Here is a 17286-nt window from a genome sequence, read left to right on the forward strand (position 1 = left end):
GTTACTGCTTTGTGTTTAGTTAGGAGGAAAAACAATGGAATTAATTCACAAATTTAGACAAGGCAATGATTTTTATGTTATAGATGTAAATTCAGGTGCAGTTCATGAAGTAGATGAGCTTGTATATGACATGTTAGACTCAGATAAACTTAAAACTAAAGACGAGTTAAAAGAAATATATAAGGATAGATACTCCAGTGAAGAAATTGATGAGGTATATGAGGAATTAGAATCTTTAGTTCATGAAGAAATGCTTTATTCTAAAGATTTATATGAAAATATAGCAATGATGAGTGGACAAGCAGAGGTAGCTATTAAAGCCCTTTGTCTTAATATAATTCATGATTGTAATTTGAAGTGCAAATATTGTTTTGCAGATGAAGGAGAATATAAGGGTTGTAGAAAAACCATGAGCGCACAAACCGGTAAAGACGCTATAGATTTTGTTATAAAAAACTCAGGGAAAAGAAAAAATATAGAAATTGACTTATTTGGTGGAGAGCCACTTATGGCCTTTGATATTATAAAGGAAATAGTAGATTACGGTAGAGAACAAGAAAAACTTCACAATAAAAACATTAGATTTACTATGACTACTAACTCTACTCTTTTAAATGATGAAATAATGGACTACCTTGATAAAAACATGGGAAATATAATTTTAAGTATAGATGGAAGAAAAGAAGTCAATGATAAAGTAAGAATAAGATTTGATGGAACTGGTACCTATGAATCTATATTACCTAAAATAAAGAAAATGGTAGATATAAGAGATAAGTCTAAGACTTATTATGTAAGAGGTACTTTTACAAGAGAAAATACAGATTTCTTTGAAGATGTAAAGCATATGGTGGAGCTAGGCTTTGATGAAGTATCTATTGAACCAGTAGTACTTCCTGATGACCATGAACTTTCATTAAGAGAAGAGGACCTTCCTACAATTTTTGAACAATATGATAGATTATATGAATATATGGTTGAAAAATATGAAGCAGGAAAATCCTTTAAATTCTATCACTTCAATATAGATTTACAAGGAGGTCCATGCATCTATAAGAGAATTTCAGGATGTGGAGCTGGACATGAGTATGTAGCAGTTACTCCTGATGGAGAAATATATCCTTGTCATCAATTTGTAGGGAATAAAGACTTTCTTATGGGAGATATATATGAAGGGGTTAAGGACTTTTCTATAGTTCAAAATCTTAAGGATGCTCATATATATAATAAACCTACATGTAAAAACTGCTGGGCAAGATTCTACTGTAGTGGAGGATGTCAAGCTAATAACTTTAACTTTAATGGTGATGTTCACGTGCCATATGAATTAGGTTGTAAAATGCAAAAGAAGAGAATAGAGTGTGCTATTGCTTTAAAAGCGAAAACAATGAATAAATAATTGTGTTTTAAAGGATAGAATTAAAAATTCTATCCTTATTTTGATAAAAAATAAGAAGTATACAGAAAATTAAGTTATATGTACTTGATTTTATCCATACAATACCTGTAAAATAAATAATAAATAGACAATTAGAAAATACAATTAGAAAACAGGAAGGGGATAACCATGAGGAGGAAAAATAGAAAAAGTGGAATTGTAGTTATCATAGCAATAATATTAATAGGTCTTTTTGCATACGCTGGTCTTTATGGGGTGAATTTAGGTAATTATAGAATCAAAACCTTTGGAAGTAGTATTGATAAAGGGCTTGATTTAGTAGGAGGAACTTCTCTTTTAATGGAGATAAAGGAGGAGAAGGTAGATCAAGCTGTTATAGATAGAACTATAGAACTTATTTCTATGAGAATAAATAAAGATGGAGTAAGCGAAATTCCTATAACTCAAGAAGGCGAAAATAGAATTAGAATAGAAATACCAGGAGAGTTTGATACAGATAAGGTTTTAGATACCATTGGTAAAACTGGTGAATTAACCTTTGAAGGTCCAGATGGAAAAGTAATTTTAACTGGTAAAGAGGTTAAAGAAGCAGGAGCATATATATCTCAAGATAATAAGTATGTTGTTAATCTTGAATTAAATGAAGATGGAACTGCAAAATTTGCGGAAGCAACTAAGACTTTCTTAAATAAAAGTATAGCTATAAAAATGGATGGTGAAATTTTAACTAATCCACAAGTAAATGCTGTTATCAGTGATGGAAAGGCAATTATTGAAGGGATGAGTTCTTTAGAAGAGGCAAATTCTATTGCTAGTATCATAACTTCAGGAGCTCTTCCAGTAAAAATAGAAGCTACTTCAGTTAAAACAGTAGGACCAACTATTGGAGCTGAAGCATTATCCCTTAGTAAAAAGGCAGCTATGATTGGTATAGCTTGTATAATACTATTTATGGTTGCATACTATAGAGTTCCAGGAATAATTGCTTCTGTGGCTATAGTTTTATATGTAAGTTTATTACTTGTAATATTCTCTCAATTTGGAGTAGTATTAACTTTAGCAGGTATAGCAGGGTTAATTCTTACCATTGGTATGGCTGTAGATGCTAATGTACTCATATTTGAAAGAACTAAGGAAGAGTTAAGATTAGGTAAATCTATAAAGACTTCTGTTGAAGCTGGTTATAGTAGAGCATTATCATCAATTTTAGACTCTAACATAACTACAATTATTGCAGCACTAGTATTATACTTCCTAGGTTCAGGTTCTGTTAAGGGATTTGCAGTAACGCTACTTATAGGTATTATTGTAAGTATATTTACTGCCTTATTTGTTACAAAGTTTCTACTCAATAATGCTGTAAATGCAGGTTGGATAAATAAGCCTTCATATTTTGGCGTAAGAGAAGGAAAAAAACATGAATTTACTAGTTTAAAAATAATAGAGAAGACTAAAATATGGTTTGCTATATCAATAATTATAATTGCTATTGGAGTTGGATTTATAGCAACTAAAGGTTTAAATTATGGAATAGATTTCAAAGGTGGTACATTAATTACATTAGATATGAATAAAGAATTCAATAAGGCTGATGTAAATACTATTATTGATAAGTATGCTAAAGATAAATACTCTACCAAATTAGCTAGTGAAGGAAAAGAGATACAAATTATTGTTCAAGAAGGGGTATTGAATGAAGAAAAGACTAATGCTCTTATTGATGAAATAAAAGAAAAGTATTCATTAGAAGATAGTGCACTTATTGGCAAGGAAAGTATAGGAGCTACTGTTGGAAATGAATTAAAGAAGAAGGCACTGTTAGCCTTAGGAGTAGCATCTATTGCTATGCTTATATATATCACTGCTAGATTTGAATTTAGCTATGCAGCAGCATCTATTATAGCTTTACTTCATGATGTGTTAATTACAATTTCTTTCTATGCTATATTTGGAATTCAAGCCAATTCACCATTTATAGCAGCTATTTTGACTATAGTAGGATATTCTATTAATGATACTATTGTTATCTTTGATAGAATAAGAGAAAATGTTAAGAGAAACAGAAGAATGGATCAATCAGAGGTTGCTAATATGAGTATAACAGAAACTATGACTAGAAGTATAAATACATCCTTAACAACACTTATAACTATAGTGGCAGTTTACGTTTTAGTGCCATCCATAAGAGAGTTCTCACTTCCACTTATAGTGGGAATTGCCTGTGGAGCGTATTCTTCAATATTTATAGCTTCACCACTATGGGTAATAATTAAAAATGCAAAGCAAAAAAAGAAAGCTAAAGTAGTAGCATAATATAAACAAAGTTCATGGCGAAAAACATTTTATCATGTTTTTCGCCATTTTTATAATAATTTGTTTGTAAAATTGTCAGTTTTAAATTATAATATATTTGTTTTCTATAAATAGATTTCTTAAACTCCATAATATGTACAAGTAATATGGAGTTAGAAGTTTTTTGTTCAAGGAGAATGTGATCACTGAAATATATGATGAAATTATAAGGGATCAAAAAACTACTCATGGAACTAATTTGGAGGAGCGCATATGGAGTATAGTATGAATAGGAAAGATAATGATCCGTTTCTATTAGGAAATATGAAAATTGCATTAAACAGAATTGTGAAAGCTATCAATGAGAGAGAAAAGATAGTTATATATGGCTATCATGACTTTGATAGCGTATGTGCCATATCTCTTCTTATGTTAGTATTACGATATGTAAATAGTGATGTAGAGTATTATATACCCAGTGTATATAGAAATGATAGAAATTTAAATAAAGAAGATATAGAGAATAATTTATTATGTCTTGGAGCAAATTTAATTATAACAGTTGGTTGTGGAGTTAAATCTAAAGCAGAAATACAGCTTTGTAAGGAAAATAACATAGATATAATTGTAACGGATTATCATAATCACATAGTAGAGGATAATAATTGTATAACAATAAATACCTATCAAACAAATTGTAATTATCCTTTTAAGGATTTTACAGCTTGTTCCCTTATATATAAATTCATAGAAGTTATAGCTTCTTATTATAAGATAAGTTGCACACAAAAGTATTTAGATTTAGTAATGATGGGTATAATTACAACAGAGATAGAAATAGAAGAAGAGAATAAATACTTTGTAGAAGAAGGGTGCAAAAAATTAAAACAAACTAATAACTATGGAGTTAGGGCGTTGATAAGAGAACATGAGCGGAATTATGGTGGTATAATGAAGTTTTATGATGAAGGTATTATAAAGCTCTTACCAAAGATGATTTCCAAGAATAAGCTAGATAATGCAAGAATAATTGTTGAACTTTTTACTACTAATGATAGTTATAGAGCAAAGCAAATATCAAAATACTTATATAAAGAGGTTATGATGAGTTTAGAATAGAATAATATATATAAGCATTTAAATATACATATTTTTTAAAGTATTGCATTAAATATCAAGGTTAATATATAATTTAATTATGGTAAAGATGTGTTTGGGTAAAGGCTTTAGGAGGAGTAGAAAATGAATTTAAAGGATAAAGTTAGAATAATAGAAGATTTTCCGAAAAAAGGTATAAGTTTTAAAGATGTAACTACTTTACTTCAAGATAGAGAGGCATTAAGAGAGTCAATAGATGTTATTGCCAATCATTTGAGGGATAAAAAAATTGATATAGTAATAGGACCAGAGGCTAGAGGGTTTTTATTTGGAGTACCAGTAGCTTATGCTTTAGGAGCTGGTTTTGTGCCAGTTAGAAAACCTGGTAAATTACCCTATGAAACTATTAAAACTTCCTATGATTTAGAATATGGAAGTGATGCGTTAGAAATTCATAAGGATGCTATTAAAAAAGGTCAGAGAGTAGCAATTGTTGATGATTTACTTGCTACAGGAGGAACCGTAGCTGCTGTTGCAAAGCTTGTTGAGGAATCAGGTGGAGAAGTTGTAGCCATAGACTTTTTAATAGAGCTAACAGAACTTAAAGGTAGAGAAAAAATAGCACAATATGATATTATGTCTGTTATAGACTATCCATTTTAGAATTGAACATAAATTGCAATAATTTGGGTTATAGTATATAATAATTACTGAGTTTAAATAGGTGGCTGGTTCATTAACCAGCCTTTAATTTTAGGAGTGTATTACAATGATTGATAAATTGATAGAAAAAATTAATAGTAATTGTCACAATGTAGATATCAATTTTGTAAATAAGGCCTATGAATTTTCTGTAAATGCCCATAAAGAACAAAAAAGAGAGTCAGGAGAGCCTTATATTATTCATCCTTTAGAAGTAGCTTGTATTTTGGCTGAACTAGGACTTGATACCTCTACCATAGTGGCAGGTCTTTTACATGATGTAATTGAAGATACAGAATATACATATGAAGATGTTTGTAACATCTTTTCTATAGAAGTGGCAGATTTAGTAGAAGGGGTATCTAAGCTAGGTAAAATAAAATATAAGTCAAAAGAAGAACAACAAGCAGATAATGTTAGGAAAATGCTTCTTGCTATGGCTAAGGATATAAGAGTAATACTTATAAAATTGGCTGATAGATTACATAACTTGAGAACGTTAAAATACATGCCAGAGAATAAACAAAAGGAAAAGGCTAAGGAAACTCTAGATATATATGCACCTTTAGCTCATAGATTAGGTATATCAAAAATAAAGTGGGAGCTAGAGGATTTAGCATTAAGATACTTAAATCCAACAGAATATTATGACTTAGTAAAGCTGATTTCAGATAAGAGAAATGAAAGAGAAGAGCAAATAAGTCATATCATATCACAACTTAAATTAAATCTTAATATGGGTGGAATTACAGCAGAAATAGAAGGTAGACCAAAGCACTTCTATAGTATTTATAGAAAAATGATAAAAAGTAGTAAAACTATAGATCAAATATTTGATCTTACAGCAGTGAGGATATTAGTAGATGATATTGGAAATTGCTATGCTGCGTTGGGAATAGTACATACTATGTATAAGCCTATACCGGGTAGATTTAAGGACTATATTGCTATGCCTAAACCTAATATGTATCAGTCACTCCATTCAACGGTAATAGGACCTTTCGGAAAACCCTTTGAAATACAAATTAGAACCTTTGAAATGCACAGAACTGCTGAATATGGTATTGCAGCTCACTGGAAATATAAAGAAAGTGTTCAAGATGAGGATAAATCTCTAGATTCAAAGCTATATTGGCTTAGAGAAATGCTAGAATGGCAAGGAGAGACTTCTGATGCTGAAGAATTTATGGAAGGCTTTAAGATAGATTTATTTTCAGATGAAGTATTTGTATTTACTCCAAAGGGTGATGTTATAAATTTACCAAATGACTCTACACCTATAGACTTTGCCTATGCTATCCATACTGCAGTAGGTCACAAGTGTGTTGGAGGTAAGGTAAATGGGAAGATAGTACCTCTCGATTATAAGCTCAGAACTGGAGAAATTGTAGAGGTAATTACAGCTACTAATTCAAAAGGACCTAGCATTGATTGGCTTAATATAGTTAAGAGTAATCAAGCAAGGAGTAAAATTAAACTTTGGTTTAAAAAAGCAAATAGAGAAGAGACCATAGCAAAGGGAAAAGAATTAGTAGATAAAGAGTGTAAGAAGCAAAATTGTATTTTTTCTCAAGTAATTAATGAGGATATTATTGAGAAAATTATTAGGAGATATAACCTAAAGAACATGGATGATTTATACCATGGTGTAGGAATTGGAGACATAAACCCTAATAATATGATAAGCAAGCTAAAGGATGCTTATGATAAAGAGAACTCTAAGCAGTTAAAACTTGATGAATTAAGGCTAATTCATGAGGAAAAAAGTAAAAAACAAAAGAATAATACTTATTCTGGAGTTACAGTTAAGGATATGTCTAATATTCAAGTAAGATTTGCAAAATGTTGTAGTCCTGTATATGGAGATGATATTATTGGATATATTACAAGAGGCAAGGGTGTATCTATTCATAGAAGTGACTGTAAGAATGTAATTAACTTACAGGATAAAGAAAGTCACAAAATAGTTGAAGTAGCTTGGGGAAAAGAAAATAAAGATAAATATATTGCTGACATAGAAGTAATAGCTGAGGATAGATTAGGTCTTCTTACAGATATTATAGAGATACTAGGGCTTGTAAAAGCTAATATTTTATCAATAAGTGCTGTAACAAATAAAAAAAATATAGCAGTTGTAAGCCTAAAAATAAATATTTCTAGTATAGAGCATTTAAAGGATATTCAAACTAAACTTAAGAAAATCAAGGATGTTAAGGATGTCTATAGAAAGAAACAATAAAAAGGAGTGCTTAATATGAGAGCTGTAGTACAAAGAGTTAAATCTTCAAAGGTTGAAGTAGATAATAAAGTTATTAGTGAAATAGGAAAAGGAATTAACTTACTTGTGGGAATAAGTAAGGAAGATACTAAAGAAGATATAGATTATATAGTAAGAAAAGTTCTTGGAATGAGAATTTTTGAAGATGAAAATGAAAGAATGAACTTTTCTCTTCAAGATATAGATGGGGAGCTATTAATAATATCCCAATTTACTCTATATGGTGATTGTAGAAAGGGCAAGAGACCTGACTTTATGAAGGCACAAGGTGGAGATGCTGCTAGAGAATTATATAATGAACTAGTAGAAGCCTTTAAAAAAGAAATACCTAATCTTCAAACAGGGGAATTTGGAGCTGATATGAAGGTTGAAATTATAAATGATGGACCAGTAACACTTTTATTAGAGAGTAAGAAGGATTTTTAAAATTTTAAGAAATATATGGCATTTTGAGGTGATACTATGATTATAAAAAGAATGATGGCAGGAGTTTATGCTGCTAACTGTTATATATTATTTGATGAAGAAACAAAGGAAGCTGTAGTTTTAGACCCAGGTGGAGACATAGATGATGTATGTAAAGCTCTTAATCAACTAGAAGCTAAGGTCAAATATATCATATTAACCCATGGTCACTTTGATCATACTACAGGTGTAGATGGATTAAAGGCTGAAACAGGAGCAACTGTAGCTATGGCTAAAGAAGATAATGATATGATTTTAAATAATATAATGTATTATGGACCACTTATTGAAGGTGGAGCAGAACTTTTATTAAAACATGGTGATATATTAAAGTTTGGTAATTATAAAATAGAAGTTTTAGCAACGCCAGGACATACACCAGGAGGAATAAGTCTTTTAGTAGATGGAAATGTGTTTACTGGAGATACTCTATTCAAGGGATCTGTTGGCAGAAGTGATTTAGCTGGTGGAGATCACAATGAGCTTATAACAAGTATAAAAAATAATTTAATGCCTCTTAGTGATAGTGTGGCAGTTCACCCAGGTCATGGACCAAGTAGTACCGTAGGCCAAGAAAGAATGGAAAACCCATTTCTATAGGTAAAATTAAACTGTATATTGGGTTATAAGAAGGTAATTTGAAATAAGGATTTGATAAATATGACAAAGGATATGAAGTCTATAAAAGTAAAGCTAAGCAATATGAATTTTAGATATGATGTATTTCTTATGATAAATCTATTTTATAGTTTTATTAATATAGAATTTGTAAATGAGGAATTTGACTTATCTATAGATATAGATGAAGAAACGGGAAGTATTATAATTGGAGGAACCGAAGGATTCTTTAATTATAAAATCAATAGCAATTATAAGCTTTCAGAGGAAGTTAAAAAGTCCTTATTCATATATCTTAGAAATATCACTGGCAAGGTTCTTCCATGGGGAACTTTAGTTGGGATAAGGCCTTCTAAAAAAGCACTAGATCTTTTAGAAAAAGGATATAGTGAAGAAGAGGTAATAAAAGAATTTAAGGATAGACATGAAACTAGCAAGGAGAAGACAAAGCTTTGTATTGATGTAGCTAAGTACGAAAAAAGTGTAGTTAACAAAGATAAAGATACTATAAGTATATATGTGGGTATGCCTTTTTGTCCAACTAGATGTGTTTATTGTTCTTTTACCTCAAATCCTATAGGTGGAAAGTCAGCTTTAGTTAAAGACTATCTTAATGCTATTACCAAGGAAATAAAAGCTATAAGTAAATATGTATCTGAAAAGAATTTAACTATTGAAAGTGTTTATTTTGGAGGAGGTACTCCTACTTCTGTAAATGATGAAGAGTTTGAAGATATAATGAATAAGATATATAAGTGTTTTGTTGAAGGTAAGGGTGTTAAAGAATTTACTGTAGAATGTGGAAGAGTAGATAGTATAACAGAAAGAAAACTTCAATCTATGAAAAAATATAAGGTTCATAGGATTAGTATAAATCCTCAAAGTATGAATGATGATACTTTAAAAAATATTGGTAGAAATCATAGTAGTAAGGATGTAGAAAATTGCTTTAATCTAGCACGAAGTCTAGGCTTTGATAATATAAATATGGATATGATAGTTGGGCTTCCAGGAGAAGAGCTAAGTCATATAAATAGAAGTTGCGAAGAAATACTTAAACTAAATCCAGATAGCATAACTATACATGGTATGTCTATTAAAAGAGGCTCTAGACTACATGAAAATCTAATTAATAAGGGACAGTTTACTATTCCTAATCAGCATGAGTTAAATGCTATGTATGAAGCTACAAAAAATCTTTCTTTAGATTTAAATATGAAACCTTATTATATGTATAGACAAAAAAATATGGTAGGTAACATGGAGAATGTAGGCTACTGTAGAGATGAAAAAATATGTATATATAATATTCAGATGATAGAGGAAAAGCAAACTATTATTGCTCTTGGAGCAGATGGAGTTTCAAAGGTTGTTTTCCTAGATGAGAATCGAATAGAGAGATTTGCAAATGTTAAGGATGTAAAAGAGTATAATAGTAGAATAGACGAGATGATAGCTAGAAAGATAGAATTACTCAATACTCTATATTAAAACAATTATGTACATAGGTTTTAAAGAAAAATTTATTTGGGTAATGATATTATAATATATTTTAGACTTAATAAGTAAATAGGAGGAATTTAAATGGGAGAATCACTTAATGGACTTAAAAGAACCATTATGTGTGGTGAAGTAAGAGAATCAAATATCTCTGAAAAAATCACTGTTATGGGTTGGGTCCAAAGAAAAAGAAATTTAGGAAGTTTAGTTTTTGTAGATTTAAGAGACAGAACTGGATTGTTACAAGTTGTATTTGGTGAAGAAATAAATAAAGAAGCCTTTGAAAAAGCTGATTTAGTTAAATCTGAGTACTGCATAGCTGTTACTGGAGAGGTTATAAAAAGAGAATCTCCTAATAAAAATTTACCAACAGGAATGGTAGAGCTTAAAGGGGAAAGTATTAAAATACTTTCAGAATCAGAAACTCCACCTATATATATTAAAGAAAACTTAGATGCTAGTGAAAATATAAGATTAAAATATAGATATTTAGATCTTAGAAGACCAGATATGCAAAAAATATTAATGATTAGACATAAAGCTGGAAAAGTAGTAAGAGATTATCTAGATGAAAATGGATTCTTAGAAATGGAAACACCAATGCTTACTAAGAGCACTCCAGAAGGAGCTAGAGATTACTTAGTGCCTAGTAGAAATTACCCAGGAATGTTTTATGCATTACCTCAATCTCCACAAATATTTAAACAATTATTAATGGTTTCTGGATATGACAAGTATTTTCAAATTGTTAAATGTTTTAGAGATGAAGATTTAAGAGCTAATAGACAACCAGAATTTACGCAAATAGATTTAGAGATGAGCTTTGTTGAAATGGAGGATATCATAGCCTTAAATGAAGGTCTTTTAAAAAGAGTATTTAAAGAAGTTATAGATGTAGATGTACAACTTCCAATAAAGAGAATGCCATATGCAGAAGCTATGAATAAATATGGTAGTGACAAGCCAGATTTAAGATTTGGTATGGAGATACAAAATATTACTGAAGCAGTAAGAGGTACAGATTTTGCTGTGTTTAAAGGAGCCATTGAAAATGGTGGTTCAGTAAGAGCTATTGTAGCTAAAAACTGTGCAGACATGGGTAGAAAGAAAATTGATAAACTAGGTGAGTTTGTTAAAACTTATAAAGCAAAAGGTCTTGCTTGGATAGCTTATAAAGAAGGAGAAATAAAATCTCCAATAGCTAAATTCTTCTCAGAAGAAGATATGGCTAAATTATTAAATGCTGCTGGAGCAGAAGTAGGAGATTTAGTTTTAATAGTTGCAGATGTTGATAGTGTAGTACTTCAATCTCTTGGAGCTTTAAGATTAGAACTTGCTAAGGAACTTGGAATCTTAGAAGGAAACAAAGAATTTAACTTTGTATGGATTACTGAATTCCCAATGTTTGAATATGACGAAGAAGAGAAGAGATTCGTAGCTCTTCACCATCCATTCACAGCACCTATGGATGAAGATTTAGAACTTCTAGAAACAGATCCAGGAAGAGCTCGTGCTAAGGCTTATGATATAGTATTAAATGGAGAAGAACTTGGTGGAGGAAGTATAAGAATTCATGATACAAACCTTCAACAAAGAATATTTAATCTTCTAGGCTTTACTGATGAAAGTGCGTGGGAAAGATTTGGATTCTTACTAGAGGCATTCAAATATGGACCACCACCACATGGCGGACTTGCATATGGTTTAGATAGAATGGTAATGTTCCTTGCAGGAACTGATAACATAAAAGACGTTATTACCTTCCCTAAAAATCAAAATGCTTATTGCCCAATGAGTGAAGCACCTAATGTAGTTGATAAAAAGCAATTAATTGACTTAGGAATAGAAGTTAGTAAAGTAGAAAAATAGTTTAATAGAAGATATTATTATTATAGAGAATAATAATAAGTTATATGGACATAATAACTTCATAAAACTATTGATACTTAGTGATTAATATTTATTTTACAATTGCAATTTAATTACAATTGCTATATAATAATACTAAAGAATATTCTGCTGTGTGCGTGGAAATGGTTTATGTTGAGCCAACATTTAAACGTTGTGGCTGATGTTCTCATCATGGAGTGTTGACTGACTATTTTATAGTTGGTACCAGAAGTAGTGAGGCGATTCCACCCCTGGTAGACAGGGTTCAAATACATCATTAATACGGCACGGTGGGTATCAATAGTTTTAATATTAAAGAGTAAATACTTTGTATTTACTCTTTTTTTGACATCCATGGATATTATTAAAAAAGTTAAGAAGAAAGTGAAACAATGGAGGGAATATAAATAATAGAATAGGTAAAAAATTATAAGTCTATTGAATAAAAGAATATACTTATAAATTAAGTTGGCTACATAATTATAGCTAATTTACATAATAGTTATAAAATAACTAAGTATTGTAATTTTATAGCAACTACTTCTTAAAGGTGGTATAGCAATCTAAAAATTTATCTCTATTAGCGTTATCACCTAGACCTTCATAACATTCCGAAAGAAGCTTATATACATTAGAATTAGTCGCATCGATAGATAATGCTTTATTTAATAGAAGTATTGAATCGTCATATTTTTTTAGATACATTAACTTTGATACTCCCTTTATTATATTTTCAAGAATCTTTGTGTCTTCAGTAAGATTATTTAATCTATAGATTAATGAATTAATTTTGTCTGTAGTAAATGGCTTAAGTAAATATTCAACAGCTCCCAATTTAGTACAATCAACAGCATTTTTAACTGTTGGGAAAGCTGTCATAATTATTACCGTAGAAAATATTCCATCTTCCCGAATTCTTTTCAATACTTCAGTGCCACTTAATGTTGGCATTTTAATATCTAAAAAAATTAAATCAAAGGGTTCTCTAGATAATATTTCTAATGCCTCTAATCCATTTAGAGCTTCAGTGACAATGTATTCATTTAGCTCTAATGATGTTTTTAATAATTTTCTTATATTTTTAGTATCATCAACTACAAGTGCTTTTTTCATAGTACCTCCTAATTATATGGAATAATAATTGTAAATGTTGCCCCTTCACCTAAATCACTTTCACATGTTATTTCACCATTGTGAGCAGCTATTATGTCTTTACATATCCAGAGACCAAGACCAGAATTATTTTTAATGTCTTTATTAGTTAATTGAGTATATTTATCAAATATTTTTGTAGTATTATCCTTTAAAATTCCAACACCAGTATCAGTTACAGTTATATTTAATTTATTATCTTTTAAGAATCCTCGTATAGAAATTAAATCGCCATCCTTGCAGTGTCTAATGGCATTTATTATTAAATTATTAAGTACCCATACTAATTTTTCACCGTCACAGGATAATGGTTTTACATTTATATCTACATTGTATTCAAGAATAATTCCACTATAATTTGCGATACCTTTGTTACTAGAGACTGAGGCTTTTATCAAATCCTCAATGGAATTATACTCTTTATTATAAATCTCAGTTGAAGATTCCAGTTTCGATAATAAAAGCATATTTGAAACAAGTAAGTTTAATCTTTCCCCATCTTCCTTAATAGTGGTTAATATTTTTCTTTGTTCGTAACTTAAATCTCCTAATTTACTACTTTCTAGTAAACCTGTACCAATCATAATTGAAGTTAATGGAGTTTTAAATTCGTGTGAAATTGTTGCAAAGAAATCCTTACTAGTTTGCTCTATTTCTTTTAAGTGTGTTACATCCTTTAATAAAATTACATAGCCAACTTGAAGATCTTCCTCTTTAATTTCTTTAATTGATATATTGTAATAGAGTATATCTCCATTTTTGTTTTTTAGAGTGATAATATTCAAAAAATCCCATTGACAGTTATTTAATGTTATATCATAGATAACTGAAAAAAAACTTCTATCATTAACCAAATGAGTTAAATATCGTCCTTCTGGTTTTTCATCGCTAATATCAAAGGCATCAATAAAATTTTCGTTAACCATGGTAACTTTATAATCTTTATCAATAACTACCATTGGAGAATCTATGCTTCTTAATATGGAGTTTGAATTATTTCTTTCTTTTAATATTTGACCTAGTGTGCTTTTTTCAAAACTTTCAATTCTTTTTGCCATTAAGTTAAATTGATTTGCTAATTCTCCTAGTTCATCTTTTGTTGTTATTTCCAATTCTTTATATGCAGAGTTAGTTTTTATATCTTTAATAGCATCAATGATATTATTTAATGGGTATAATATCTTTTTAAGAAGATGTCTTGATAAGAAAAATGAAATTAATATTGAAGCTAAAGTAAAAAGTATTGTTGTATTTATTATAATTTTAGTTTTATTTTCAACTCTAGCTTTTGAATTAATCATCATAGTTTCATTTAGACTACTTATATTATCTAGAGTCTTTACAATTGTATCATAATTAACTTTAATTTCATCGAAGAAAAAATTATACCCTGATACTTTACCATTATTTTTAATAATTTCAGATAAGGTAAAAAAATTCTGGCTATATTGAAGATAGTAAGTATCAAGACTATTTACATATTCCATTTCTCCATCTTCAGTTATATTATTTTTTTCAAAGTAAAAGTTATCTAAAAATAAAGAGTTATTTTTAGAATATTCAGCGAGACCTTCTTTTTTATCACCAGATATGTAAAGAAATAGGCTCTGTTGTTGATTATAAAGTGCATCTTTCATATTTTCAACAGATTGAATACTTTTATAATTGTTAGTTAAAAGTCCATCTATATCATTTGAAATTGTAATTAAATTTCTAACTGAAACTAATCCTAGCAATGACATTGCTAGGATTATAACAATATAAATAAGTGATAGTTTACCATTTAAGGTTTTAACCATAGTTTTTCCTCCTTAATTTAATTCTTATAGTAAAGCAAAGTAAAATATAGCAAAGCTAAGATTAATTAAGCTAATTTAAAAACTCCAATTTCTGAAGTATGGATAATTGTTAATAGTACTTTTAGCGTACTTTGATATTTATATCTAATAAGATTAGAATTAGTAGGTAGTAAAAATTACGTAGGAAGGTAGTATTATGTATAACTTAATTATAGGTTACAATAACTCAAGTATCAACTTAATTAAATCACTTATTTGTAAAGAAAAAATTGTATTTTTGATTGATGATAAATCACCAGAAGAAATTAAAATAAAGAATAAATTTCTTTATTATTATCAAGTCAATATAACTGATATGAAACAGATACTAGATAAGTCATCGAAAGCAATGTTATCACATGTTTTTATAATAACTGAAGATGATTATTTAAATTTAATGATTGAAGATAATTTAAAACTTTTAGAGAATGTACAAGTTGTTTATAATTTTAGAGCATTAGAAAAGATATCTAACAACGGTAATAAAAATTTGTATCTTCAAGATTTCTTTGAGCCATTAGGTAAGGGGGTAATTTAATTTGTTTGTTGTTGTTATAAGTGAAAGTAAATTTATTAATCGATATAAGGAAAGTTTAGAAGGTTTAAGCTTAGATTTCTCAAATGTAATTTCACCACAAGAACTTTCACCCGCGTCTTCCGATATTTTTAATAATTACTTATTAAAAAGAGCAGATGTGGTGGTGATTATCACACCTAAAGATCAGTTTAATTTCTATATTTCAAAGGTTTGTAAAACATTTTATGAAACTAGAAAAGTTATTACATTAATTAACAATTCAAACAATAAAGATGTTTTTGCTTCAATTGGAGTTTTGGATGTAATAGATTTTAATTGTTATGCAAAAGAAACTTTATATAAATTTTTAGAAAAAGGAGCAATTTAAATATGTATATTATTATTATTGGATGTGGCAAGATGGGAAGCAAATTAGCTGCGGATTTAGCTGAAACATCCCATGATATATGTGTAATAGATAGGGATGAGGAGAAAACGAATAAACTAGGTTCAGGGTTTAATGGAAGGATATTAAATGGGGTTGAAATTGATATTGATTTACTAGAAGAAGCAGGTATTGAGGAAGCTGATGTGCTACTTGCTTTGACTCAAAACGATAATATAAATATTGTTGCATGTGAAATAGCACAGAATATTTATAAGGTTCCAACTGTAATTGGAAGAGTATTTAATGATGATAGGGGCCACATTTATAATTCCTTAGGTATTAGAACAATTAATCCTATAAAACTAGCTGTTAGAAATATTAAGGAGGATATAAAATGCGAGCAGTTGTAATTGGCGGAGGTAAAGTTGGGTATTACTTAATAAAAAACCTCTTAAACATTGGGTGTTTAATAACTTTGATAGAAAAGAATTATGATATATGTAAGAAAATATCTAATGAACTAGATATTGAAGTAATATGCGGTGATGGTTCAAATTTAGAAGAATTATCAGAGGCTATAGAAGGAACAAATACTATTGTTGCAGCAGTTACAGGTAAAGATGAGGAAAATTTAATTATTTGCCAAATGAGCAAGCGTAATTTCTCTATTAAAAGTGCTATTGCAAGAATTAATAATCCTAAAAATAGACAGTTATTTAGTAAATTAGGTATAACATCTACTGTTTGTAGTACAGAAGTTATTTCAACTTTAATTGAAAATGAACTAGTAGAGGATAATTTTAAAATTGTAAAAACTTTAGATAGAGGAGAAATGGTAATAATTGAAGCTTATATAGATAAAAATTCCCACTGGAGAGATATAGAGATTAAAAGCTTAATTTTACCAAATGATAGTATAATAGTTTCTATTTTAAGAAACAACGAGATTATATATCCTAGGGGACATACAAAGATCTTACTTGAGGACACTGTTGTATTGATAACAAATACTAGTGTAGCTAATAAATTAAGAAAATCTATTTATGGAGATGGTAGTAATGGTAAGAAATTCGGATTATTTTAAGGGAATATTATTTGAAATCCTAGTTTTAGCTATGTATATAATAGTAATTTTTCTTTTGAGTTTTT

At 29.2% G+C, this 17286-nt stretch carries 15 protein-coding genes and 1 other RNA gene; 14 read left to right on the plus strand and 2 right to left on the minus strand.

The genetic code is table 11. From position 1 onward, the window contains the following. Positions 1 to 34: 34 nt before the first annotated feature. From scfB to ssrS, 10 genes are all read left to right on the plus strand, one after another. A complete protein-coding gene (gene scfB / locus IO99_RS13930) occupies positions 35 to 1399 on the plus strand; it encodes a thioether cross-link-forming SCIFF peptide maturase (RefSeq protein WP_035134471.1) in 1365 nt (454 codons plus the stop codon). Between the two features lie 168 nt (positions 1400 to 1567). Beyond that, positions 1568 to 3712 (plus strand): protein translocase subunit SecDF, encoded by a 2145-nt coding sequence (locus IO99_RS13935; protein WP_035134473.1) that lies wholly within the window; start codon positions 1568 to 1570, stop codon positions 3710 to 3712. A 252-nt stretch (positions 3713 to 3964) separates the two neighbouring features. Next, positions 3965 to 4810, plus strand: a complete 846-nt coding sequence (locus IO99_RS13940) for a DHH family phosphoesterase (protein ID WP_035134475.1) — start codon at positions 3965 to 3967, stop codon at positions 4808 to 4810. A gap of 123 nt (positions 4811 to 4933) precedes the next feature. Then, positions 4934 to 5452 (plus strand): adenine phosphoribosyltransferase, encoded by a 519-nt coding sequence (locus IO99_RS13945; protein WP_035134477.1) that lies wholly within the window; start codon positions 4934 to 4936, stop codon positions 5450 to 5452. A 106-nt stretch (positions 5453 to 5558) separates the two neighbouring features. Beyond that, complete coding sequence (locus tag IO99_RS13950; RefSeq protein WP_035134480.1) at positions 5559 to 7730, plus strand: RelA/SpoT family protein; 2172 nt, start codon at positions 5559 to 5561, stop codon at positions 7728 to 7730. A gap of 15 nt (positions 7731 to 7745) precedes the next feature. After that, positions 7746 to 8195 (plus strand): D-aminoacyl-tRNA deacylase, encoded by a 450-nt coding sequence (dtd, locus tag IO99_RS13955; RefSeq protein WP_035134482.1) that lies wholly within the window; start codon positions 7746 to 7748, stop codon positions 8193 to 8195. A gap of 36 nt (positions 8196 to 8231) precedes the next feature. After that, a complete protein-coding gene (locus IO99_RS13960) occupies positions 8232 to 8834 on the plus strand; it encodes an MBL fold metallo-hydrolase (RefSeq protein WP_035134484.1) in 603 nt (200 codons plus the stop codon). Positions 8835 to 8894: 60 nt separating this feature from the next. After that, a complete protein-coding gene (locus tag IO99_RS13965) occupies positions 8895 to 10343 on the plus strand; it encodes a coproporphyrinogen III oxidase (RefSeq protein ID WP_084178191.1) in 1449 nt (482 codons plus the stop codon). Between the two features lie 93 nt (positions 10344 to 10436). After that, positions 10437 to 12221, plus strand: coding sequence for an aspartate--tRNA ligase (aspS, locus tag IO99_RS13970; protein WP_035134486.1), 1785 nt, complete (start codon positions 10437 to 10439; stop codon positions 12219 to 12221). 141 nt (positions 12222 to 12362) lie between these two features. After that, positions 12363 to 12542: non-coding RNA, 6S RNA (ssrS, locus tag IO99_RS19865), on the plus strand. A 237-nt stretch (positions 12543 to 12779) separates the two neighbouring features. On the opposite strand, the gene IO99_RS13975 is transcribed toward ssrS, so the two are convergent. Together IO99_RS13975 and IO99_RS13980 are read right to left on the minus strand one after the other, a co-directional pair. Further along, on the minus strand, positions 12780 to 13355 hold the full coding sequence (locus IO99_RS13975; protein ID WP_035134488.1) for a response regulator: 576 nt from the start codon (positions 13353 to 13355) through the stop codon (positions 12780 to 12782). A gap of 8 nt (positions 13356 to 13363) precedes the next feature. Beyond that, entirely contained in the window at positions 13364 to 15193 is a 1830-nt protein-coding gene (locus tag IO99_RS13980; protein WP_035134490.1) for a HAMP domain-containing histidine kinase, read from the minus strand. A gap of 196 nt (positions 15194 to 15389) precedes the next feature. Between IO99_RS13980 and IO99_RS13985 the strand changes: the two genes are divergently transcribed. Genes IO99_RS13985 through IO99_RS14000 form a run of 4 tightly spaced genes read left to right on the plus strand, consistent with a single transcriptional unit; the run spans position 15390 to position 17221 of the window. After that, a complete protein-coding gene (locus IO99_RS13985) occupies positions 15390 to 15770 on the plus strand; it encodes an NAD-binding protein (RefSeq protein ID WP_035134492.1) in 381 nt (126 codons plus the stop codon). A gap of 1 nt (position 15771) precedes the next feature. Then, positions 15772 to 16137, plus strand: a complete 366-nt coding sequence (locus tag IO99_RS13990) for an NAD-binding protein (RefSeq protein ID WP_035134494.1) — start codon at positions 15772 to 15774, stop codon at positions 16135 to 16137. Between the two features lie 2 nt (positions 16138 to 16139). Next, on the plus strand, positions 16140 to 16547 hold the full coding sequence (locus tag IO99_RS13995; protein ID WP_051824143.1) for an NAD-binding protein: 408 nt from the start codon (positions 16140 to 16142) through the stop codon (positions 16545 to 16547). After that, a complete protein-coding gene (locus tag IO99_RS14000) occupies positions 16532 to 17221 on the plus strand; it encodes a potassium channel family protein (RefSeq protein WP_051824145.1) in 690 nt (229 codons plus the stop codon). Before IO99_RS13995 ends, IO99_RS14000 begins: the two co-directional genes overlap by 16 nt. Positions 17222 to 17286: the final 65 nt, after the last annotated feature.

The organism is Clostridium sulfidigenes, from assembly GCF_000732635.1.
Taxonomy (GTDB): domain Bacteria; phylum Bacillota; class Clostridia; order Clostridiales; family Clostridiaceae; genus Clostridium_J; species Clostridium_J sulfidigenes.